Origin of the sequence: Flavobacterium adiutor (genome assembly GCF_048282555.1) — a bacterium.
Classification (GTDB): Bacteria; Bacteroidota; Bacteroidia; order Flavobacteriales; family Flavobacteriaceae; genus Flavobacterium.
In genome coordinates, this window is the sequence record NZ_CP182487.1 from 4,188,618 (window position 1) to 4,212,194 (window position 23,577).

Below are 23,577 nucleotides of genomic sequence, written 5' to 3' on the forward strand. Positions count from 1 at the left end.
AGTATGACTTTTAATTGAAATTTTTGACTGCCGTTTTTGAAAACAAATAACTGTGCCTTTCGAACCCATAAATCGCAAAAACTTCAGTTCTGACCATAAAAAAACGGATGGAAATCATTTCAGTTTTCCATCCGTTTCTATGTTATATAAATTTCTTTATTCTTCTTTTGGCTCTGGTAAAAGAATTGATAGCAATACCGATATTACAAGAATTCCTCCAATAACAATGAGTGAATAAATGGATTCGATGTGATAAAATGGTGCAATAATCATTTTTATACCAATGAAAGAAAGAATAATTGCCAGCCCATATTGCAGTTTACTGAATAAGTGAATAAAGTTATCCAATAAAAAGAACAATGCTCTTAATCCTAAAATTGCAAAAATATTAGAAGTGTAAAGGATAAAAGGATCGTTTGAAATAGCGAAAATTGCCGGAATAGAATCTACTGCGAATAATAAATCTGTGAATTCAATTACTGCTACTACTACTAAAAGTGGTGTAGCTAATTTTTTTCCGTTTTCGTATGTGAAGAACTTATCTCCATCATATTTATCAGAAACACTAAAAAACTTTCTAATCAGTCTTGCTCCTCTTGTATTGTTATAATCTTCTTCGTCATCATCATCGCCTGCAGACCATGATTTGATTCCTGCATACACAAGGAATAAACCAAAAGCAGTCATGATTAAGTTGATATCATATTTGAACCCTTCTATACCTGCTAAGCCTAAAAGCTTGTTTAAGTACGTTAACTCAATCAAGAAAGCCCCTGAGAATATGAAAATGGCACGTAAAACCAATGCTCCGATAATTCCCCAGAATAAAACTTTGTGTTTATTCTCATTTTGTACATCAAAAAATTTAAAAACTAATATAAAGACAAACAGATTATCTACAGAAAGTGCTTTTTCAATCCAGTATGCCGACTGAAATTCATAGAATTTTGCTGCACCTGCAAAATGATATACCAAACCACTGAAAATCATGGCTAAACTTATCCAGACCAATGACCAGGTAATAGCTTCTTTATTGGTTACTACGTGGCTTTTTTTATTGAAAATTCCTAAATCCAGCAATAGCATAATAAGTACTGCAACCGCAAAAACGATAACTAAACCGGGATGTTCCGAAAAAATGGGGTGTTGATTCATTTGAAATAATTAATTAAGTTAAATTTTTAAATTATGTATTAGCCATTGTTACTACTATCACTCTTCCCCCTTCTTCGTTGGAAAGCAATATTTTTTTTCCGTGCTTAAGCTCAACCATTGTCCCGATTGGAATTTCTTTGTGTTCGGTTAAATCCTTTAGTGAAGTCAGTTTTTGATTGACTAACACCCACTTATCATTAAAAAAAGTAAAATAACCTACCGGCACTTTTTGCAGTGGGGTTAATTTCTCATTTCTGGCAATATTACGATTAACATGCCATTCAAACAAATATTGATCGTTATAAACCATTAATCTGTGATTTTCCGGTTTCCAGGTTGTTTCCTGAAACTGATAATACAAATCCAAAACTGGTAGAGTCCCTTTGTGCGGGGTTCCACAGAACGGGCATTTTGGGCTGTTTGTATTGTCAAAAACATACCATTTTTGCTCGCAATAGGTATTATGGCATTTCTGCATTAGATCGGTTGTTTTCAAAAGTGCTGTTTCCCACTCTTCTGCAGTTGGTCTTAACATCGGATTATGAAGTCCGTCTATGAAAACTTTATCGAATAACGCTTTTAAGTATGGTCCTGTAATTGTATAAGGTAATTTGTTGCTATCTGCCCAAGGCAAATCCCATTTCGAAACCTGATTGATTTTAGGCCTGTTAGTTGCATCTGTCGGATGTTCTATAAAAATTGCCTTTTCTCCCATTGACAACAAATCATCTTTTTCGGTATCAAGATCATGAACTTTTCCCCCCTTTAAAGGATGTCTGTGTAATAAAAACATGTAAATTAAAATGGGCAGCGAATGCAGATCGGTTAATCTGTTTGGCAATTTTCTTTCAGGATCTGTTTTGTGTAAATGTTTTGTTGCTAGTACTTCTGGCGCTATAAAACCGGGAGTTCCGATTACTTCAGCAGGAAATAATCCAGGAACTACTAAACCATCGATATCAATAATACATGCCGATTTCTCAATTGGATCTACTAAAACATTATTATGTGATAAATCGGAATGTGACAAACCCATTGCGTGCATTTTTTTGACACCGCGTGTAAGGTTTACACAAATCTGAAAATAACTTAGCCAGTCTCCTAATTCTGAATTTGCAATACGCAAAGGATAATGCGGATTTCTGAATTTTGAACTCGAAAACCATAATCCATGTTTTTCTTTTCCTTGAATTAAATCGCTGGTTTGATATCCTTTTCTAAAGAAAAATTTAGGTTTATAAAGCGGTACAATAACTCCTGTCAAGCCTTTATAAGTAATCACATCTGTAGGCCATCTGAAAATATCATTTATATAAAAATCACTGGCTTCTCCTTTTTGAATTTGATCAAAATATTTATTGGTTATCCGTTGTAGTCTATCCTTTTGGTTATCGTCCAACTGTTCTCTAAAAATAGCAACAACGTATCTTTTGTCTGGACTAAAATAAACGTCTTTAACCCCGCCGCGCATCGGTTCGCCATTATCTTCAAATTGATAAGACTTGCTAGTATCGTTTATTGATTGTACTGTAACTATATTCATGATTTAATAAATTATAACCAAAGTCCTGTCATCATGATTTCCAGGACTCCAAAAATCCATCCAGGTAGAAAGCTGCCGTGCTATATCTGAATCATTTTCAAAATCAACTTTGGCATTATCGTCATTATTTCCATTTAAATCGGATAAAAACTCCTGCCATTTTTCTATTTTTTCGAGATTAGCTTCTACAGCAAACTTCGGATCGTAAATTCCGTCTGTCATTAACATCAAATACGAAAAATCGTCCACTAATTTAAAACCAAAACGTGATGCATATTTTTCATTTTTAAAAATTTCAGGCATTGTAATAAATCGTGTTCCACCGCCAAATTCGCCAACATCTATCGTATTCATCAATGTTACTGACGTGAGATCTTTGCTTAGTAAAGCAATTGGACAATCACCGATTCCAAAAGTCAAAATTACATAACCAAACTCATATTTTTTTACTAAAACAAATATTAATGTAGCGTGAAATTTATTTATTTCTTCGTCAATATTTTTAGCAAACTCTTCTATTTTTTGATTGACAAAATGAGCCGCTTTCGATAAACTGTCATAAACCAAATGATTTATTTTTGTTATCGATTCTTCGTCTGTTTTATTGTAATAATTATAAAACAGTTCGTCCAATTCATTTAGATTTTCTTTTTCTAAATTTTCTTTAAAATATTGAACAACAGTTTCGCAAGCTAATTTTGAACCTTTTCTGGATAAAGAAGCAGAACCAGCTCCATCTGAAACTGCTGCAATACTCCAGCCATTTGAAAAATTGGTAAGCATAAAATCGTCTTCTCTAAAAGCCCCAACATTGGCGTGACTTCTTCCTCTTTTGGAAACGGCAACAATTTTTTTATCTAAAAATCTATCCGAAAGCGCTTCAATATCTTTTTTACTGAATGGAGCAGTTGAATCACTTTCAATATTTTTCCACAATGATTTCGGATCTGGATTGATAATCAGCGTGATGATTTTTTCGTTTAAAGAAGATTCTTCAACTTCATCATCTATTTTTATTTTGAAAAGAAATTTTATTTTTAAATCCCCATTAACTTTAGGAATTCCATGAATGTTTTTTTTGTCAGTATCAAATATAAGTCCTATATCTTCTAGGTTTTTAATTTCGTAAAAAACAACATCCTGCCATTCTAATTGATCAAAATCAATTTTTGCTTCATATGGTTTATTGACAGTTCCGTTTGGCAGAAAAACAGACTGATTTACAATATCATCAATTCGATTTTTCAACTTCCAATTATTCATAATCATCTGCTGTTTTTCCTTAATTAATTTTACGGCATTAATATTTGATTCATTACGGATAAAATCCTCAAAAAGATGCTGTTTACTTTCTGGGATATCTACTTTATTTTGAGATAAAAAGGATTGAAGATATCTTTTGGTCTCTTCCATAAATATTATCCTTGTGTTCTATTTACATCAAAACCTCCTTCACCGCAGCCATAAGAACCTTGATTGTTACACCAAGGACAAGTACTGATTTCTTCGTCTCCAATACAATGTATTTTTTCACAAATGCAAACAGCAAATGCAATTTGATTACCGCAGCATGGGCAAGTCGGACCTCCAATAAGTTCTTCTGTATTAACTTTGGTATTGAAATTAGCAGTATCTGCCAATTCAAAATAAGAATTATCAACCTGATAAGCGCCTACTAATTTATAATTTTTTGAAGCCAGCTCTACACCTGCATAAATTGACGGTGCAAGAGTTTTGCGATATTTCATTAAATAGGGTCTTTTGGTATTTTGACATTTTCCGTTTAAAACCACATAATTATCATCAACATATTGTTTGATTGGCTCTGTCTTGGTCAAATCTATTTTAGAAAGTGTTTCGCCGTCTAATTTTGCCAATTCAAAACCAGACGAATTATTTTCAACGCTAATACTGCTGGTTTTTATAGAATCTGTAACCCATCTAAAAAACTCTTTGTATGACTGTGCGTTAGTATTTTTAAAATGAAGTACGTTTTCTGTCAGCTCTCCAAGCAATTGATTGTCTGTTTCGTTTCCAAATGAAACTGCAATTAAATTTGCTGTTCGCTGCCAATTATTTTTCCACTCATTTATTGCTGCTTTTGTATCATCTGTCGGAACCCCGTCTGTAAATAAAAACACAATTGGTTTCCAATCTCCTTTTACTTCATAAGTAGTTTTTACAATATTGTTTCTTAATTCGAACATTAAATGTCCTAAACCTTTACTCAAAGATGTACCGCTTCCGATAGGGAATTTCGGAGGATAAAAACTAACTATTTCTTGTAACGGAACTAATGTTTTGGGCTGACCTGCAAAAACGATAATCGACACAAAAACAGTTTCTAAAGCATGCGGATCTGTTTTTAATGCCTGAATTATAGCTGCTAATCCTTCTTCAACTTGCTGAATTGGTTCGCCAACCATCGATTCTGAAATATCAATTAAAAAATATATAGGTAGTCTTCTCATTTTAAAGGAGTTTTAAAGAGCTTTGAAACAATGATAAAGGATTTTTATGAAATTGCGTTGATAATTTCTTTTGCAATTTCTTTAAAAACCAATTTTTCGTTCGCACTTTTTGTATCCAATCCATATACTGCGACTCCATTATTTGGCTCCATATAATTTATCGAAAAAGAAGTTCCGTAACATTTATTATTGCCGTTTAAAGGAATATCGTGTATCACTTTTAGATATGCACAGTTTTTACGCACAATGACATCCAGAATTTTAAAATCATTTTTAATATAATTTTGCTTTAAAACCTGCTCAATGTTTTTGATAGTAAAATTTTCGATCCCAGTAGTTTCATAGCAAATCGTAAGATTGTCTATGTCCATGGTTTCTAATATTTGATCAGGAGTAAGTTCTATATTTTCAAGCTCATTTTCTTTTCCTTCGTAATAAGCTTCGTCGATTGCTGTCGCTACATGAATTAGTACTTTCGAAAATGTATATAACATTTCAAGCATTTTTTAGATTAAATTACAACCGTTATTTCACTCGGCGGTGGCGGCAGTGCTACGTTTTCTCCTGTTCCCTGGCTTTTGTTTCCTTGTTCGATTGTTTCAGAAACCCATTTAAAAAACTGCTTCAACGTAGAACTATCAGCAGAATCTAAATGTACTACATTGTCTGTGAGCTCTTTAAGAATACTATCATTTGCCATATGACCGGCAGCACAGCCCACGACAGCACCAAAATCCTGTGCTTTTACTTCTAGAATTTTCTCTCTATATAACTGAATATCTGAAGGTTTTCCGTCTGTAAAAACAAAAAGTAAGGGTTTCCAGTCTCCTTTTTTAGTCGGAGAACTTTTTATTACCTCAGTCTTAACTTTTTTAAGTACAAATTCTAATCCTGCGCCAGTATTGGTTGGACCACTTTGAGGACAGGTTATTTCTGGAAGCTGAAAATGGACCAATTCTGTCAAAGGCACAATTTCTTTTACTTCTCTGTCAAAAGTTATGATACTGATCCATAACGAATCTAGGGCTTGTGCATCTGAGCGTAATGTATTAATCATACCGCTCAGAGCATTATTAAGCGCTTGTATAGGCTCGCCGTACATGGAACCAGACGTGTCTAATAAAAAATATACTGGTAGTCTTCTCATATAACCTTGCAAAAATGATTGATATATAGAATTACAAAAATTTAAACGGTAACCATGCAAACACGAATTGCAATTATAGATACGATTCTACAATTTTATGAATTGTTTGTCCTAAAAAGGTATCATCTGTAGGATCTCCAATTGCACTGAATTTCCATTCGCCATTACGCTTGTACAATTTACCCATGATAATTGAACGTTTGTTTACATACTGTGCTTCTGCAGAAACGTTATACGAAGCAAATTCTGAAGCTACTCTTGTAGGTGTACCTTCATACATTCTGATTTTTGCATATGGAATTTGAGAGAAGTCTTCTTTTCCAGCATTATTTAAAAAGAAAAATATCTGATTAACTTTGGCATCAACTTTAGAAAGGTCCACGGTAATAATTTCATTATCCAAACCGTCATCACCGCCTGTATCTCCGGCCAGATCGTCGCCAGTGTGCTTTAGAGCCCCATCAACACTTACTAATTTACCTTTTGGCAAACCAAACTGCTGTAATACTTCGACTCTGTATAAAGGGGAATACAAATGATCGCAAAGTTTGTTTTGGTCGTCAATAAGTATGCAACTTAGATCTAAGTCTACTTCTGTTACGTTTTTTGATAACCCTAAAAATCCTTTTGTTTCAATTGCACCCCAGTTTACACCGACGCAAAAATTGGTTAATGTTTCACCGGTTGATTTTCGCAAATCAATTTTTTGTCCTTTGGTTAAGTTAATTGCCATACTTTTTAATTGGTTTTAAATTAGTTATATTTATTCAAATAATCTTGTAAGCCACCTTTCATTCCTATACCAACTGCTTCAAATTTCCACTCGTTATTTCTTTTGTAAATTCTTCCAAATTCAACTGCAGTTTCAATAGAAAAATCCTCATCTAGCTCATACTTAACTAATTCAGTATTTGTCTGATCCAGAATTCTGATGAATGAATTTCTGATCTGTCCAAAATTTTGTCTTTTAGTTTCAGCTTGGTGAATGGTTACGACAAAACAAATTTCGTGAACATCTGGAGAAATTACTGATAAATCAATCTGGATTTTTTCATCATCTCCATCACCATCACCGGTTAAATTATCTCCTGTATGAACTACCGCTCCGTCAGGTGATTTTAAATTATTGTAATAAACAAAATGATTGTCATTGGGAATTTTTCCGTTTGCACCAACTAAAAACACTGAAGCATCCACATCAAAACTTGATCCGGTGTTGCTTGAGTTACTATCCCATCCAAGACCTACAGTAAATTTTGGTGCATCAATACTTTGTCGTTGTCCTTTTTCTAAGTTAATTGCCATTTTATACCTTTAATTAATATTTATATTCAACATTGTTTTTAAAATATTGGTTTGTTCATCAACATTTTGCAGTTCTTCCAAAAAATCTACCGATGAAATTTTTTCATGATATTCCTTTAATACTTCCAAAACATTTTCGGGCAGTGTTGTTTTTATGACACTTAGTTCGCGCTTCAATTCTGCATTTTTATTTTTCAGACCTCTTATAATTTCTTCTTTTGCGGATCCGTTTTTCGAAATATCAATATCTTTTGCAACTTCTTCGTTCAAAAAATAAAATGATTTTTCATTGGCTACAAAAATAAATTTATCGTTAGAATCCCTAAACTCATAAACCTCAATTATTTCATTATTACAAACCAGTCCGCAGGAAAACTTAATTTTAAAATTAAGGATATTCAAACGTCCCAGAAGTTTTTTTTCAAATCTCGCATATGGATTTTCATACACGCTTTTATTCAGCTGCGACAGTTTTTCGTACTCTTCAATTGTAATTTCCCTGTAATATTCTGCCTGAATACTTTGAGAAAAAGTGATTATGTCATTCCAATTAAAAAAAACATCTTTTTCAGAAACAAACAACTGATAGAGTTCTTCTATCTTTCTGGACATATTTTGAGCATGCAGCTGCATTTGTTTAGCAAACTTACCCTCTCCTATTTCCAGTTTTAATTTTGATAAAATATCTTCATTAATATATATTTCATCGCTGATTAAAACATATTGCTGTTCTTTTGATTTTTTAATTTTTTGAAACAAATCAATCAGACTGCTTGTAAACTGAATATGAAAAAGTTCTAATTTATTAATATCTAATATTCGGTTCTTTTCAAAAAGAGTATGAATGATTTTTGTCCTTACCAAAATCCCGACAAGATCCTTGTGGTTAAAGAAATTGGATAACAATTCTAAAACCACAAGTTTTCTGTTACTGTCTTTTATTATTTGAAGATATCTCTCTTCTTCCTCCTGCATTTATCTAATTTCAAACATTCAATTTGTGTAAATTTCTAGCTTACAACGCCTTTTTTCAATTCTTGTTCCAGGCTTTGCAAACCGGCATCAAGTTGTCTTCTGGTTTCTGTACCCTGATCGTGTATTTGTTTTACTTCTGTCAAAGTATCGATCAAAGATTTTGTCGTCATTTTCAACGTTTCAAGAGAAACAATAGTGTTTTCATTTTCTCTGGCAACTTCAATACTGTTTTGTTTCAGCATTTCTGCATTTTTCTGTAAAATAGTATTGGTTGTTTCAGAAACTCTTCTCTGAACTTCAATATTCTGTTTTTGTCTTTGTAACGCAACAGCCAATGTAAGCTGGTTTTTCCAAACTGGCATCGTTGTAGTCAAAATAGACTGTGCTTTTTCTGCAATAGAAGTATTATTGTTTTGTACAACTCTAATCTGAGCTAAAGACTGTAGCATAATAAAACGTACAATTTTCATATCAGCCAGACGTTTGTCTAAACGATTAATGAAAGTTCTTTTATCAGAAATTTGATAATCCTGATACTGTGCACTGTTGCCTTCCATTACAGCAAGTTCTTCGTTTAATTCCTTAAAGCGAATCTGACCTGCAATGATGTGTTTTTCCATTTCTTTAATAAGACCAACGTTACCGTCAAACATGGTTTGAAGGGCACTGTTATCTTTCACGGAATTGATCATTCCCGCTTTAACTTTGTTACTGATTTTATCAATATTTACAGTGATCTTATCGTATTGCTGAAATAATTTTTTTACGTCAACAACCAATTTATTAAGCAATGGGATTTTAGACAAAAATCTTTTAAACGGCCCTTGATCCAGCTGATCAACATCTACATAATTCAATTCAGTAAGCAGATCGTTAATCAATGTCCCTACTTCTCCAGAGTTATATGTTCTAACATTAGTTAAGAAAGTATCACTCTGTTTTGCAATAGAGTTTTGAATTTCGGCACCATAATTCAGAATTGAATTGGCATCATTTTCATTCAACTGATTCGAAATAGATTTGTAATTATTTGCATCAGCTTCTGTGATAGCAGTTAAATTTACGTTTCCATCTTTATCAATTAAAGCAGAATTCTCCTGAGTAACTAACTGATTTTCCATGACTTTACAAATAATTCTGTTGAATTGTAACCACTGTCTGCTCTAGTTTTTTATCGTTTGTTGGAACTCCAACTGCGTTAAATTTCCATTCGTCGTTTCTTTTATAGAAAACACCTAGAACCATAGAAACGTTTCCTGCAAAAGTAGCATCGTTTGCAACATCAAAACGTGCAAACTCCTGAGTAACTCTTGTTGGAGTGCCTTCATAAATTCTGATAGAAGCAAACGGAATATCTTTAAAATCCTGACCTCTAAAACTATTTATAAAAAATGCAACATAACTTGCAGAAGACGTTAATTGACTAAAATCTAAAGTAATAACTTCATTATCCAATCCGTCATCACCATTTAAATCTCCTGTTAAATCATCTCCACTATGTTTAATAGCGCGATCGCTAGAAATTAATTTCCTAAAGTTTACCGAATCAATATGATTTTTTTTATCATCATAAACCGCACAACTGGCATCTAAATCTACAGCTTCTTTTTTTGTGCCAAAAAATCCTTTTTTTTCAATTGCTCCCCAGTTTACTCCAACACAAATGTTTTGTAATTTTGTACCGTTACTTTTTTCAAGATTTATACGTTGCCCTTTTTCTAAATTAATTGCCATATCTTAGTTATATTTATTTAAATAATCTTCTAATCCACCTTTCATCCCTACACCCATTGCTTCAAATTTCCATTGACCGTCTTTGTTGTAAATCCTTCCAAATTCAACAGCGGTTTCTATAGAAAAATCTTCTTCTAATTCATATTTAACCATTTCGGTATTATTACTGTCATCTACAATTCTAATAAACGAATTTCGAACTTGTCCAAAATTTTGTTTTCTATTTACAGCATCGTGAATAGTAACCACAATACAAATTTCTTTTACCGAAGGATTAATTTTGGTCAGATCAATTTTTACTTGTTCATCATCACCATCACCATCACCTGTCAGGTTATCTCCTGTATGAATAACAGACTCGTCCGGAGACTTCAAATTATTATAAAATATAAAATGAGAATCAGATAAAATTTTCCCGTTATCACCCAAAATAAAAACAGAGGCATCAAGATCAAAACCCGAACCTGTACTGCTATTATTAGTGTCCCATCCTAAACCAATAGTAAATTTTGGTGCATTTATATTTTCTCTCTGTCCTTTTTGCAAATTGATAGCCATAGTCTAATCTATTTTTATTACGTTAATATTCTTTTTATATTCTAAAATTTGATGATAATTATTACTTATTGCCAGATGAAATAATTCGTTGCTTTTCTTTCTTGAAATATTAGAAATCAAAAATGAAAATTGTTTATCATCAAGGCTTAAAATAAACTTTACTATTCGTGTATTGTATTGAAAATCTTCACTATTTACAATTGATACAATATCTTCTACATTTTTAACAGCAAAATAATTATAATGATTCTCTATTTTCGGATGAATATCCTTGTTTGTTAATTCTGCAAAATACACAAATACAAAATCTCCTTTAACATCATATTGATCCAGGATTTTATTTACAGTGTGTTCATGACTTCCAGTTATTTTGATATCATCTACAAATATGCAAAGTTTACCTTCAATAAAGTTGCGGTCAATGTAATATGTGTCATTCGAAATTAGTTTGACGCGCTGTTCAAAATCCAAATTTCCATAATCTGTTACATAAGTCTGATTTCTGTAAATTTTAGATTCAATGCAGGCTTTTTTACCATTTTTAAACAAGAAACTGTTGAGCTCTTTTTTAAAATAATAACATAGAAAGTTTGAGGCGGTTGGAATTGATAAATAAGGACTTGGCAAGATTACAATCTCTTTTTCAGACAGAATTATCTCTTTAAATTGTGCAACAAAACCGTCAAAAAGTTCTTCTGCAAATTTTTCTGCATAGAATTTATCTCCAAATTTAAACCTGCTATACTCTGCTTCCTTAAAAGGGCAGTTGTCTTTTTCTTTTATTTTGTGTAAGCTGTAACTTTTATTCACTTTTATAATTTTAAGAGATGAGCATTAAAACCAAATTTCAAAGCTCCGTTGTAATCGGCAATCCTATTATCTCCAATATGCAAAACATCTTTTTTCTCTACTTTTTTATATTTATTAATTTCATCAAATACTAATTGGTAAATCTCAGTGTTTGGTTTAGAAAATCCAACTTCATCAGAGTAAATCTGAAACTTAAAATAATCAAGTAAATCGTAATATTTTAATAGTTTCCTTAATGTAAAACCTTTAATAAAACCCGTATTACTCAATACACTAACTGATTTACCATTGTTAGTAACATCTTCAAACATTTTCTGAATATCATTAAAAATTAGAACTGGCTTATATTTTAAAAACAATTCCTCTGTATGATTATAAAACTGTAGAAGCTTGTCTGTTCCATATTTACCAAGATCTACATTTAAAGCACCTAAAATTAAATAATATATTTCGTATGTTTCTATATTTAACCCTGTGTTTTCGTTAATATTATTACAGAGAACGTCGTAATAACGTACAACTTCATTTACTTTTTCAATTGGTTGTTCAATTTCAAAAAAATCTCTAAACAATAAATTCCTTTTTTGTTTAAATTCAGGATTCGATTTTATTAATGTAAGCCACAGGTCAAAAGAAAGGTGACTATAATTTTCATAATTTATTTTCAATAGTATTAATTTTTAGTTGGCTTTACTAAAGAAGTCCTCCCATATTATTTATTCAGCAAATCAAATAAATAAAATTATAATTAAATGAGTAATTCTATACTAAAAACTCATCTTACTTAATTATTTCTCCCGAATAATATTTTTCCAGAAAGAAACTTAAATCAGCTCTATAACCAATACCAGATGCCTCAAATCTCCAATTACCATTTCGCTTATACAACCTTCCAAATTCTACGCCTGTTTCAATAGAAAAATCTTCATCTAATTCATATTTGGCAATTTCCTGACCGCTTCCATCATCTACAATTCTTATATATGAATTTCTAACTTGTCCAAAATTTTGTTTTCTTCTCTCAAAATCTTCAATTGTAACTATAAAAAGAATTTCTTCAACAGCATCCTCAATTTTTGTAAGATCTACTTTTATCGCTTCATCATCATCTCCGTCGCTGTTTCCCCCTGTTGGATCATCACCTGTGTGTTGTAATGCGCCATCAGGAGAAGAAAGATTATTATAGAAAACAAAATAATTTTCTCCTAAAAGTTTTCTGTTGGAATTTATCATAATTGCAGAAGCATCCAAATCAAATTCAGATCCAGTTCCTTCATTTGGATCCCATCCCAACCCAACTGTAATCTTCAATAAACCAATGTCAATTTTTTGACCTTTTTGCAAATTTATTGCCATTATAATATTTAATTAGATTTTTTTAAACTATACAATGATACGAAAAAGCAAATTATTTAAAAACGGGTGCTATGTTAAAAGCCAAATATTTATCAACAAAATAAAAAAAATATCCTACTAATTTTAAAGATTGATTATACATTAGATTCACCATTTTTGTAACAAAAACATCACATTTAAAATAATTTAGAAGAGTTAAATACAAATAAATATAACAACTAAAATCAATATCTTTATCTTTACACTCATTATTCATAATATCAAATACACCAAAAAATGCATATATATTATGTCGTTTGTTTAAATAATAAAGCTAAAAAATGTTAAAAAAAGGATCCAAACTAAACAGTATTTTAACAGGAAGTTGTCCAAAATGTCAAAAAGAGAGTATGTATTTAGACAAAAACCCGCTTCATTTGACTAAAGTTCTCAAAATGAATGAAAATTGCAGTCATTGTGGACTAAAATACCAACTAGAACCATCTTTCTTTTATGGTGCAATGTATGTAAGCTATGGATTAAACGTAGCTATAGGAATAGCTGCATTTATAGTTTCATTCGTATTTTTCGGTACTACAATCGAGCAATCATTCTTAACAATTGTTATTACCTTAATCGTTCTGTTTCCCTTTGTTTTAAGACTAGCCAGAAATTTATACATCAACATGTTTGTCTCTTACAATCCTAATGCGGGCGACCAATAGTAGACTTTAAATATCTTTTATGAAAACGTTTAATATCGGCCTGAGGATCAATCGAATGCCTCTCTTCTATATGATTAAACAGCATTAGCGCCAATGAAGGACCGAGCATTACTCCGCGTGTGCCTAATCCATTTAAAATATGAAGGGATTTATATAATTCGTGAGTCCCTATCAGAGGCCTTCTATCAGCAACTGTTGGTCGAATACCGCCAAAATGTTTTACGATTTCAAAATCGCATGTAATAATTTCTTTAATACGTTCTAAAAGTTCTTTTTTCCCTTCCTCTGTTGGTCCGGCTGTCTTGTCATGCCAATTATAAGTAGCACCAACCTTGAAAAGATTTTCTCCTAATGGCAGAATAAAAACGCTTGTATTTACAATAACATCAAGGCTTAGGTCTGGAGCTTTTATTATGAACAATTCCCCTTTTGTCCCATCCAGTGGAAGATAATTAAAGAATGGATTTTTATGCAATCCAAAACCTTCAGCAAAAATAACATGCTTAGCCTGTATATTTTTGTATTGAATTCCTAAATCTAAAAATTCAATAAGGTTACTATCAAAAGTTTCTTCAAGTAATAAATTATTTGCAATCAAAAACTCTTTATACTTTTCTAACAAAAATGATGTATTTACATATCCGGTATGCAAAACTTCTCCATAGCCGTAAGGAGAATCAATACCATTAAACTTCTTAGAAATTAATTTAGTAGATAAAAATGGTTCCAGATTTATTTTGTCTGAAGCAGCAAACCAATTGTTCTGTTCTTCAATTGAGAAAAACTTCCTTAAAACAGGCATTTTAAAATTAAATTTCTCATTCAGCTTATCTTCCAGCTGATTATAGAAATCATTCATTAAAATCAATTGTCTTTTAGCATCCCAAACCTCACTAAATCTTTTTAAAATTACAGGATTATATAAACCTCCTGCAACATTAGAAGAGTTCTGAGATGTATTATCAATAACCAAGATCGTCTTATTGTTTTTAAGTGCAATTTCAGAAAAAGAAATTCCTGCCAATCCAGATCCGATGATTAAATAGTCAAGCATGTAGTAATGATAAATAAAAAACTCTTACTACAAAAGTAGTAAGAGTTTTTGTTATAATATGATTTTGGAACTTAGTAATTCCACATATCTTGTTCGAAATTACGAATTTTTTCTTTTACTCTTTCAGACTCTAACAACTGATTTTGTGCATTGTCTTTCATGTAATCTTTGATCTCACGATCTCCGTACAAGTTTTCTTCTTTATACACAACACCATTAAAACGACGAGAGTTTAAAATTTGATCGAATGAAATTGGAAGAGCTGAGTTATTATCATTAAAAGCTTTTGCTTCATGCAAAACTTCTCTTGAATTAGGATAAAAAATCCAGAATAGCTCAATATAATCCTTTTCATCACTGTTCATAGTGTAAACATCAGGAGTTACCGGACAAATTCCAAGTAAACGGTATTTCAACTCACTTTGACGTTTATCAAAATACCAGTATCCTTTAATTTTATACTGAGAAACATCTGCAGCGGTAAGATCTTGTTTTAAAATATATTCAGATGGAACTGTTCTAGTAGGACCAACAACTTCATCAACATACGTAACTACTTTCTTCTTACCAGTACCAGTAACAACCTTTTTCTTAACAACACGTGACTTGTAATCGTCAGGATATTGGTTAATCAGTTCCCTACCAGCATCTGTTGTATCAATACGTGATAATGATCCTTCGATGTCTTTCAAAGATTTTTTAGTATTGAAATAACTATCAGCATATACCTCAGTTATTTTGCCATTTTTCATAGCTTTCGTCAAAACATCGTAAAGAGAACGTCTATCAGAACCAATATTAGCTGTATCTACCGGAAAATATAAAGGAAAATTGATCTTCTCATTTAAATCAATAATTTCCCAGGTTGTTTTCCCCATTAATACATCTCTATCATCTACATAACCGTAAGCCAAAGGCTTGTCATTGTCTGAGATAAGCTGTGCAGGAGTTTTAAGTCCAATTTGTGCAGGTGTTTTCGCATTAAGCAAGTTAGATTGCGCATTAGAAGTATAACTTCCGGCGATAGAAACAATAGCTATTAAAAAATTTCTTACTTTCATCATGATATCATTATAAGATATTGAACGTAGGTTTACCTACTTTATTATTGTATTTCGTAAATTACCGGAGCTGTTCTTGGCAATAAATAACTTCCAGCACCAACAAGTTTAGTTTTAATTTCAGAAATAGTAACCTGATCTCCTCTACCTGCTTTAGCAAGAACTGATTTACATTGTGCATTCATTTTGTTACCATTAACTACAACGGTAGGCTGACCAGCAATTTTTAAATTAAAACCAACTACGTCTAAACCAACTTCAAAATCAAAATCAAGCAATTTAGCACCAATTGTAGCAATCTCTAAGTTAGATTTAGGTCCTTTAACAACACCCATCTCACCTCTAATCGTACCTGTTGGACCAGGAATACCTTTAATTCTGAATGTTTTCTTGTCTGTAACTTTATCTCCGTTTGGAAGTGTACCTGTAACAGAAATAGTAGTTTCTGTACCTGAACCTGGGCTCATATTGTATTTTCCTGGTTTACCTGCAGAATTTAATCCAGGAGCACTAGCAACAATTTTGTTAGCATCAACACCTGCAAAAGAAACTGAGATTGGATTAACTACACCTCTATAAACAACATTCATTTTATCAGCAGAAATTGTAGCTGAATTTGGTCTAGGAACTACAACGTATTTTCCTGAAAATTTAAGTGGAATATTTTTACCATCTTCCAAGAATGTAAATTGACCATTAATATCTTGCTCTCCAACACCACCTGCAGTTAATGATATAACGGCTTGTCCATTAACAATTTGACCAGGTCCTTGGAATGAAGTTGGTTTAGTATTTTCGTCATAACGACCTAAAACTACTTTACCTGTAACTTTTTCACCTTGGAAATAAGCATTTTTATCTAAGACAACAATTGCCTGATAATTACTGTAAGAAGCAGCAGCTACAGCAGCTTTTCCTAATGCTGCACTATAAACATCTGATTCTGCTTTTTGAACATCATTTTGCCATGCAGAAAGCTTTGCTAATGAAGCTACAGCTGGAAAACCTTTAAAGTGATAAGCCAAATACTTGTCTTTTAATCCCTCTTTGTTTTTAACATCAGAAACATCAAATTTCTTTTCAATTTCTGCAACTATAGCAGCATATTTTTTATCAGACAAAGCTGCTTTCATATCCGCTTTGTATTTCTCAATTTTAGAAATGATTTCATTTCCTTTGGCAGTATATCCTTCACCTGTAAACCAGTTGTCGATATTATCTCCTTTGTCCATTGCCTCATAAGGCAATTTACCAGTTTCCTTGTCAGTTTCAAAACCTTTTAAAACATCACCTTTTAATCCGCCGATGTAGGCATAAAATTCTTTTGAAGCTGATTCAACTTTATGAGCTGTAACTGCAGCAGCAGCAAATTCTCCTTTTGCTTCAGCAGCTTTTTGATCAAGTGATGACAACAGTCCGGCATTTGTTTGCTCTGACGATGTGTTTGCACTTTCAAATTTTTCATTCATTAATCCAAAAGCAGATAATACTTCTTTGGACATATTCATTGCTAACATTGCGATGAAAACCAGATACATCAGGTTAATCATCTTCTGTCTAGGGGTTAATTTTCCTCCTGCCATTTTTTTCTAATTAGTTTTTATTAATAAATTTAATATCTAGTTAAAAACTAATTATCCTTTGTTACTCATTGCAGAAAGCATACCACCATAAACATTGTTTAAAGAAGCAATATTAGCAGTCATAGATTGCATTTGCTCTTTTAATTTAGATGCATTTTCAGCGATTTCTTTATTAGCATCAGCATTTCTTGCTGCACTTTCTAATTGAACTTTATATAAGCTGTTTAATGACTCCATTTGAGCAGCAGCCATCGACAATTCTTCGCTGTATTTTTTAGTAGAAGCGATAGAATCTACCGTTGGAGCGATTCCTTTAGCAGCAGACTCGAAATTTTTGATACTGTTTCCTAAGCTTGACATTAACTCACCATCAATTTTAGCTTCTTTAAGCATAACATCTAATTTTTGAGACAATAAACCCTGAGCATCTGATGGAGTCTCTACTTTATCAGCTTTCTTTTTTGGCTGACCGTTAGCTAATTCAGGATAAACAAGAGTCCAGTCTAATTCATCTTCTACAGGTTCAAAAGCCGATAGCGCAAAAATTAACGCTTCTGTAACTAATCCGACTGAAAGCATCAAGGTACCAGTTAAAGGTCCAATCTCAAAGTGAGTAATTTTGAATAATGCTCCAATAATCACTACTGCCGCTCCCATACCATAAGCGAAATTCATTGCTTTTTTACTTAATAATGCCATAATAATACTTTTTTAGGTTTTAATTTAGATTTAGATTTGGTTATTGAATTTAAAATTTATTTTATTTTTTACTTCCTGTAGCCTGGGTACCCATGTAATCCTGTACGGTTCTGAAGCCAATATAACTTCTAGCAGAATCTGCATATTCATGATCACGTGTTCCTACTTGTAAAAAGTAAGCCACATCTTTCCATGAACCACCACGTACTACTTTTCTTTGATTATTTCCATCAATCACGTTTGGATTCATAGTTGAAACATACTCATATGCATTTGGATTATAAGCTGAATCTGTCCATTCCGAAACATTTCCTGCCATATTATACAATCCATATCCATTCATTTCATAAGATTTAGCTTCTACAGTGTACAAAGCTTCATCAGCAGCATAATCTCCTCTGCTTGGCTTAAAGTTCGCAAGAAAACATCCTCTATCACTTCTTGTATATGGACCTCCCCAAGGATACGTTGCAGATTCAAGACCTCCCCTTGCAGCATATTCCCATTCTGCCTCTGTTGGTAATCTGAAAGCATTAACTAAATCACGCCCTTTTTTCTTTGATTTTATATAACTATTTTTATTTAAAGTTCTCCAAGCACAGAAAGCCTTAGCCTGTTTCCAGGTTACTCCTACTACTGGATAATCCCCGTATGCTTTATGCCAAAAATAATCATTATGCATTGGCTCATTATAAGAATAAGCAAAATCTTTAATCCAAACAGCAGTATCAGGATAAATTGGCACCTCTTCTGTTTTAACAAAGTCTTTTCTCTTACCAACTTTAGCTTTTGCCGCAGCCTGAATATCCATCCAAGAATAGCGGAACTTCAACTTATTTACGTCAATTGTTCTCAACCCATTATATGATTCTTCAATTGGCAAATACATTGAATCCATTACCTCTGCATAATATTCATCTGGATAAGCTTTTGTATCTTTAATTAATTTAACTTTTTTGTTTAATTTTCTGCCAGCATAAGGATCATCTTTGGTTCCTACACTATAGTAATTATCATACATATATTTATCATATGCTGTCATTTTCTCAGGCTCAGAATCATTAAATGCATAATCCGCAATACTACCCGCTTTTTTTCCTTTTTCTCCAGCTGATTTTTGTCCGGTTTCATCAGCCAGAATAGCCAAACGAACTCTCATTGTAGAGTCTTTTACCCACTCTACAAACTGACGGTATTCAGAATTTGTAATTTCTGTTTCATCCATATAAAAAGAACGAACTGTCACTGTTTTAGTAGGAGCGTCTTCAACTGCGGCTAAATCACCATCGGATTTACCCATAATAAAAGATCCGCCTGGAATCAAAGTCATTCCATAAGGCTTTTCAGGATGCCATTTTCCTCCTTGCACACCAACTAATTCGCCTTTATCACCGGATTTACCACAGCCAATTACTAGTGTTAACATTGTCGCAAATGCAATAAACTTCTTCATATAAATTTGGGATTTCTATTCATTATTATAAGTCGTAAACGTATTTATTATTTTTTAAAAAAACAATACTATATCAGTATTTATTTCAGCGGTCAAAATTAATGTTAAAAAAAATAAAAAAAAAATATTTTATCAAGAAAGAGTTAAAAATAATAGTCATAAAATGTATTTTTTTATGATTAATGTTTTTATTGCTTCAACTCAAAACAAAATAAAATCTCTATAAAATTAAAAATTAAGATTTTTACCTAAATATATTAATCACAAAGCGTTCTTTCGTTGTGCTTTCCACCATCTTTCTGGCAATTCCTGATTACAAGCGCATAGATATTCATCATAAGAACATGGTAACAACGTATTTCTTTTTAATTTATTGTTTCCGTTTGAGAGAAATGGAATCTCAATCCACCAGCGATCCGTTTTGTCGCTTTTGTAAAAAACTAACTCTTCATCTTCAAGTGGCACTATATACTTTAGATAATTTGTTCTGCTTCCAAACGGATACTCCTTTGAACGATAATGATAACCTTCTATAAAATACCAAATGATTTGCGCAATTAAAGCTGACTCAGATATACTGCTATTGTGATTAAAGATTCCAAATGATGAAACTTTATCACTAATTCCTGCATAACGAGCCAAAGAGCAAATCTCTTTTCCATTGAAACCGTTCGGTTCAAAAGACAATATATTTCCTGAATCAGAAGACTTTACAGAATTTAAATCGATACTAACTAAATCAGCATCTCTAAAAACAGGTTCCGCCAAAGCTATATTGTTTGAAATTTCACCTAACCGATAAGCATCAAAAAACAACTTTTCAATCAAATCAATTTCTTCCTGAGAATTATAATAGGTCTGATACCCTATATTACAATAATTAAACAGATTATTAGGTTCATCAATTATGATTTTTGTCAAATACGAATTAGACGAAACTATTTCATTTTCTTTACCAAAATCGAATCTGTTATCTACAGAAACCATATTGACCATTTGCTCCAGATCATCATAAGCACGATACAAAGCATATGTTAAATCTTGCGAACCTCCTATAACTATAGGGATTACTTTATTCCTAATTAAAGAGGAAGCTACTTTTTTAAGTGCAAAATAAGTATCTTCAACTGACTCTCCGGCCAAAATATCTCCTAAATCAGCAATTGAAGCATCCCAATTACCCGGAAACATTCCATAAAGTTTTTTACGAACTGAAGTCAGGTTTACCTCATTAACAATGTCAATATTTCTACGATCTTCTAAAACACCTATAATAGCAATATTAATTTTATCTATATCAGGAAACTGCTCCTGAGTATGTAAAACAATTTTACTTCCCAGCTCTTGGGAGGACAGAGAACTAATATACTTTAAAACTCCTTCGCTAACTGGTTCCAGAAAATCAAATTCCATTTCTTATTTCTTTTTAGCAGCTGTTTTTTTTGCTGGTGCTTTTTTAGTTGTTGTTTTTGCAGTTGCTTTCTTTGCCGGTGTTTTGGCCGCAATCATGTCCTGAACCTGAGCTAATGTGAGTTTTGTAGCATCAACATCCTTACTCAATTCAATTTTGATTTTTCCCTTTAAGATTACTGAACGTCCCCAACGTGCTTTTTCAACTACAATTCCTTCTTCTTCCCAATTATGAAGAACCTTATCAATGTTTTTTTGCAATTTATCCTCGATTAGCTCTTCAACATCAGCCTGTGATAAATTATCAAAATTGTATTTTTTACTAACATTCACGAAAAGGCCATTCCATTTTATAAAAGGACCAAAACGTCCGACACCTTTTTGAACTGCTTCGCCTTTGTAAACCGCAATTGGCGCATCAGCAAGGGCTTTTTCATCAATTAACTCCTTCGCTCTTTCCTTTGTAACAGCAAGGGGATCCTCCCCTCTTGGAAGTGAAATAAAAACACTACCGTGACGCACATAAGGCCCGTAGCGCCCATTACTTACTTCTACTTCTTCTCCTTTATATTCACCCAGATTTTTAGGCAATAAAAATAAATTCAGAGCTTCTTCCAAAGTGATGTTTCCAATATTCTGATCAGCCATCAAACTGGCAAATTTTTTATCTTCATCGTCAGCTTCACCAATCTGAGCCATAGGACCAAATTTTCCTAAACGAACAGATACCTGCCTTCCATCTGCATCTTTACCCAGAATCCTTTCACCACTTTCTCTTTCTGCATTTGCCTCTACGTCCTTCACATTTGGATGAAACTTATCATAGAACTCCTGCATCATAGTTGCCCAGTCAATATTTCCTTCCGCAATTTCATCAAAATCCTGCTCTACTTTTGCTGTGAAATTATAATCAAGAATATTTCCGAAGTTTTTCACTAAGAAATCAGTAACAATAGTCCCAATATCTGTTGGAACTAATTTTCCTTTATCAGAACCGGTATTCTCCTTTAATACTTTTTCCCCCACTTTACTGTTTTGTAAAGTAAGCTGGGTATAATTACGTTCTACACCTTCAAGTGTACCTTTTTCAACATAATTTCTATTTATGATTGTTGAAATTGTTGGTGCATAAGTAGAAGGACGACCAATTCCAAGTTCTTCTAATTTCTTCACTAAAGAAGCCTCTGTATAACGAGCTGGCGGTCTAGAATATCGTTCTGTAGCGGTAATATAATTATTAGCTAGTTTTTCGTTTACTTTTAGAGCCGGAAGCATTCCTTCTTGTTCTTCCTCATCATCATCATGACCTTCCAAATACACTTTTAGAAAACCTTCAAAAAGTAAAACTTCTCCAGAAGCTGTAAAAACTTCATCATGATTATCTGCTTCAATTTTTACGTTTGTTCTTTCTAACTGTGCATCGCTCATTTGCGAAGCCAGAGTTCTTTTCCAGATCAAATCGTATAAACGAGCCTGATCACGATCGATATTTACTGTGTGACGCGACATATCAGTTGGACGAATTGCTTCGTGCGCTTCTTGTGCTCCTTTGTTTTTATTTGCAAAAACTCTCGGTTTAGAGAATTCTTTTCCGTAAGATTTGATGATTTCTGCTTCAGCAGCGTCCATTGCTTCTTTTGAAAGATTAACCGAATCCGTTCTCATATACGTAATAAGCCCTGCTTCGTACAAACGCTGTGCCAGCTGCATCGTGATTCCAACTGGCAAATACAGTTTCCTTGCTGCTTCTTGTTGCAAAGTAGAAGTTGTAAAAGGTGCTGTTGGTGATTTTTTGGTAGGTTTAGTTTCTAAATCTGCTACCTTATATATAGACCCGATGTTTTGATTTAAGAAATCTTCGGCTTCTTTTTTAGTATTGAAGTTTTTTGGCAATTTTGCTTTAAAAACTTTTCCTGCTTCGTTTACAAATTCTGCAACTATTGAATATGTTGCAACAGCGTTAAAGTTCTGAATTTCACGTTCCCTTTCTACAATCAGACGTACAGAAACAGACTGGACACGACCAGCTGAAAGTCCTCCTTTGATTTTTCTCCACAAAACCGGAGACAATTCATAACCTACTAAACGATCCAGAACACGACGGGCCTGTTGTGCGTTTACTAAATTATAATCTATTTCTCTTGGATTGTCGATTGCTTTAAGAATCGCAGATTTTGTAATCTCATGAAAAACAATTCGTTTGGTTTTTTTTGTATCCAGTTTTAATTCTTCCGCCAAGTGCCATGAAATAGCCTCTCCCTCGCGGTCCTCATCGCTTGCTAACCAAACCGTTTCGGCATTCTTAGAAAGTGATTTTAGTTTCGTTACCAAGGCTTTTTTATCGGGAGAAACTTCGTATTTAGGTTTAAACCCATTTTCTACATCTACTCCTATTTCCTTGGAAGGCAAGTCGGCTATGTGTCCATAACTTGACTCCACCTGAAAATCACTACCGAGAAATTTCTCGATTGTTTTCGCTTTTGCAGGTGACTCCACTATTACTAAATTCTTTGCCATAGTCTATTTTTCTGCAACAAAAGTAGAAGTTTTTTTTAAATA

The 23,577-nt window shown here is 32.8% G+C and carries 23 protein-coding genes; 1 reads left to right on the top strand and 22 read right to left on the bottom strand.

Annotation, left to right across the window (positions count from 1 at the left end):
- Nucleotides 1-156 precede the first annotated feature (156 nt).
- The 15 genes from ACNC7R_RS17645 to ACNC7R_RS17715 form a co-directional block, all read right to left on the bottom strand.
- The gene (locus tag ACNC7R_RS17645) at nt 157-1,155 is read right to left on the bottom strand and encodes a TerC/Alx family metal homeostasis membrane protein (protein WP_417942335.1); all 999 of its coding nucleotides are present in this window, start codon (nt 1,153-1,155) and stop codon (nt 157-159) included.
- A gap of 31 nt (nt 1,156-1,186) precedes the next feature.
- The gene (locus ACNC7R_RS17650) at nt 1,187-2,698 is read right to left on the bottom strand and encodes a helix-hairpin-helix domain-containing protein (protein ID WP_417942336.1); all 1,512 of its coding nucleotides are present in this window, start codon (nt 2,696-2,698) and stop codon (nt 1,187-1,189) included.
- A 3-nt stretch (nt 2,699-2,701) separates the two neighbouring features.
- Nucleotides 2,702-4,111 (bottom strand): PP2C family serine/threonine-protein phosphatase, encoded by a 1,410-nt coding sequence (locus tag ACNC7R_RS17655; RefSeq protein ID WP_417942337.1) that lies wholly within the window; start codon nt 4,109-4,111, stop codon nt 2,702-2,704.
- 5 nt (nt 4,112-4,116) lie between these two features.
- Nucleotides 4,117-5,169 (bottom strand): TerY-C metal binding domain-containing protein, encoded by a 1,053-nt coding sequence (locus ACNC7R_RS17660; RefSeq protein WP_417942338.1) that lies wholly within the window; start codon nt 5,167-5,169, stop codon nt 4,117-4,119.
- Nucleotides 5,170-5,213: 44 nt separating this feature from the next.
- Nucleotides 5,214-5,663 carry a hypothetical protein gene (locus tag ACNC7R_RS17665; RefSeq protein ID WP_417942339.1) on the bottom strand — a complete coding sequence of 150 codons (450 nt, stop codon included), beginning with the start codon at nt 5,661-5,663 and terminating at the stop codon, nt 5,214-5,216.
- A gap of 17 nt (nt 5,664-5,680) precedes the next feature.
- Nucleotides 5,681-6,316 carry a vWA domain-containing protein gene (locus ACNC7R_RS17670; protein ID WP_417942340.1) on the bottom strand — a complete coding sequence of 212 codons (636 nt, stop codon included), beginning with the start codon at nt 6,314-6,316 and terminating at the stop codon, nt 5,681-5,683.
- Nucleotides 6,317-6,389: 73 nt separating this feature from the next.
- The gene (locus ACNC7R_RS17675; protein ID WP_417942341.1) at nt 6,390-7,049 is read right to left on the bottom strand and encodes a TerD family protein; all 660 of its coding nucleotides are present in this window, start codon (nt 7,047-7,049) and stop codon (nt 6,390-6,392) included.
- A 20-nt stretch (nt 7,050-7,069) separates the two neighbouring features.
- Entirely contained in the window at nt 7,070-7,621 is a 552-nt protein-coding gene (locus tag ACNC7R_RS17680) for a TerD family protein (RefSeq protein WP_417942342.1), read from the bottom strand.
- 9 nt (nt 7,622-7,630) lie between these two features.
- Nucleotides 7,631-8,596, bottom strand: a complete 966-nt coding sequence (locus tag ACNC7R_RS17685) for a hypothetical protein (protein ID WP_417942343.1) — start codon at nt 8,594-8,596, stop codon at nt 7,631-7,633.
- 35 nt (nt 8,597-8,631) lie between these two features.
- A complete protein-coding gene (locus tag ACNC7R_RS17690) occupies nt 8,632-9,717 on the bottom strand; it encodes a toxic anion resistance protein (protein ID WP_417942344.1) in 1,086 nt (361 codons plus the stop codon).
- A gap of 4 nt (nt 9,718-9,721) precedes the next feature.
- A complete protein-coding gene (locus tag ACNC7R_RS17695) occupies nt 9,722-10,330 on the bottom strand; it encodes a TerD family protein (RefSeq protein ID WP_417942345.1) in 609 nt (202 codons plus the stop codon).
- 3 nt (nt 10,331-10,333) lie between these two features.
- Entirely contained in the window at nt 10,334-10,888 is a 555-nt protein-coding gene (locus ACNC7R_RS17700) for a TerD family protein (RefSeq protein ID WP_417942346.1), read from the bottom strand.
- Between the two features lie 3 nt (nt 10,889-10,891).
- A complete protein-coding gene (locus ACNC7R_RS17705) occupies nt 10,892-11,698 on the bottom strand; it encodes a phosphoribosyltransferase family protein (RefSeq protein WP_417942347.1) in 807 nt (268 codons plus the stop codon).
- Between the two features lie 2 nt (nt 11,699-11,700).
- Nucleotides 11,701-12,366, bottom strand: a complete 666-nt coding sequence (locus ACNC7R_RS17710) for an HAD family hydrolase (protein ID WP_417942348.1) — start codon at nt 12,364-12,366, stop codon at nt 11,701-11,703.
- 112 nt (nt 12,367-12,478) lie between these two features.
- On the bottom strand, nt 12,479-13,054 hold the full coding sequence (locus tag ACNC7R_RS17715) for a TerD family protein (RefSeq protein ID WP_417942349.1): 576 nt from the start codon (nt 13,052-13,054) through the stop codon (nt 12,479-12,481).
- Between the two features lie 320 nt (nt 13,055-13,374).
- Here ACNC7R_RS17715 and ACNC7R_RS17720 point away from each other — a divergent pair, with 320 nt between their 5' ends.
- Nucleotides 13,375-13,758 (top strand): DUF983 domain-containing protein, encoded by a 384-nt coding sequence (locus ACNC7R_RS17720; protein ID WP_417942350.1) that lies wholly within the window; start codon nt 13,375-13,377, stop codon nt 13,756-13,758.
- Here ACNC7R_RS17720 and ACNC7R_RS17725 read toward each other — a convergent pair.
- From ACNC7R_RS17725 to topA, 7 genes are all read right to left on the bottom strand, one after another.
- Nucleotides 13,739-14,812 carry an NAD(P)/FAD-dependent oxidoreductase gene (locus tag ACNC7R_RS17725; RefSeq protein ID WP_417942351.1) on the bottom strand — a complete coding sequence of 358 codons (1,074 nt, stop codon included), beginning with the start codon at nt 14,810-14,812 and terminating at the stop codon, nt 13,739-13,741. The two genes, ACNC7R_RS17720 and ACNC7R_RS17725, sit on opposite strands and share 20 nt — an antisense overlap.
- 71 nt (nt 14,813-14,883) lie before the next feature.
- On the bottom strand, nt 14,884-15,873 hold the full coding sequence (gldN, locus tag ACNC7R_RS17730; RefSeq protein WP_417942352.1) for a gliding motility protein GldN: 990 nt from the start codon (nt 15,871-15,873) through the stop codon (nt 14,884-14,886).
- Nucleotides 15,874-15,917: 44 nt separating this feature from the next.
- Nucleotides 15,918-17,456, bottom strand: a complete 1,539-nt coding sequence (gldM, locus tag ACNC7R_RS17735; protein WP_417942353.1) for a gliding motility protein GldM — start codon at nt 17,454-17,456, stop codon at nt 15,918-15,920.
- 51 nt (nt 17,457-17,507) lie between these two features.
- The gene (gldL, locus tag ACNC7R_RS17740) at nt 17,508-18,155 is read right to left on the bottom strand and encodes a gliding motility protein GldL (RefSeq protein WP_278008770.1); all 648 of its coding nucleotides are present in this window, start codon (nt 18,153-18,155) and stop codon (nt 17,508-17,510) included.
- Between the two features lie 61 nt (nt 18,156-18,216).
- Entirely contained in the window at nt 18,217-19,608 is a 1,392-nt protein-coding gene (gene gldK / locus ACNC7R_RS17745; RefSeq protein ID WP_417942354.1) for a gliding motility lipoprotein GldK, read from the bottom strand.
- 261 nt (nt 19,609-19,869) lie between these two features.
- On the bottom strand, nt 19,870-21,021 hold the full coding sequence (locus tag ACNC7R_RS17750) for a formimidoylglutamase (protein WP_417942355.1): 1,152 nt from the start codon (nt 21,019-21,021) through the stop codon (nt 19,870-19,872).
- A gap of 3 nt (nt 21,022-21,024) precedes the next feature.
- A complete protein-coding gene (gene topA / locus ACNC7R_RS17755) occupies nt 21,025-23,535 on the bottom strand; it encodes a type I DNA topoisomerase (protein ID WP_417942356.1) in 2,511 nt (836 codons plus the stop codon).
- Nucleotides 23,536-23,577 lie beyond the last annotated feature (42 nt).